Origin of the sequence: Xenorhabdus santafensis (assembly GCF_033949405.1) — a bacterium.
GTDB lineage: Bacteria > Pseudomonadota > Gammaproteobacteria > Enterobacterales > Enterobacteriaceae > Xenorhabdus > Xenorhabdus santafensis.
The window spans coordinates 1-326 of record NZ_VCDN01000485.1; the positions used below are offsets into that span (position 1 = coordinate 1).

Here is a 326-nt window from a genome sequence, read left to right on the forward strand (position 1 = left end):
CTGCATCTTTATATACATGCACAGATGTTTGATGCATTAAAATCGTTCCTGTATACGTCTTACCACTTGATGTTTCAATTTCGCAATATTCCCCTTCTACAGAGTTCCAGCGAAATCCGCCAATCATAGATAGACGAAGACGACCGTCAGGCTTAATTTCTTTTACCATCGCACCTAACGTATCAACGTGTGCCGTTAATAAGCGGTGCTGCGCATCATTCTTCCCTTTTACCGTTAAAATAAGAGCGCCTTTATTGTTACGTTTCGTTTCTACATTCCACTCACTGACATAGTTTTCAATAAAATCAATAATTTTTGCTGTATTT

The 326-nt window shown here is 38.3% G+C and carries 1 pseudogene; it reads right to left on the reverse strand.

Annotation, left to right across the window (positions count from 1 at the left end):
- Positions 1-326: pseudogene (locus FE392_RS23160) on the reverse strand (hypothetical protein); the annotation flags it as partial.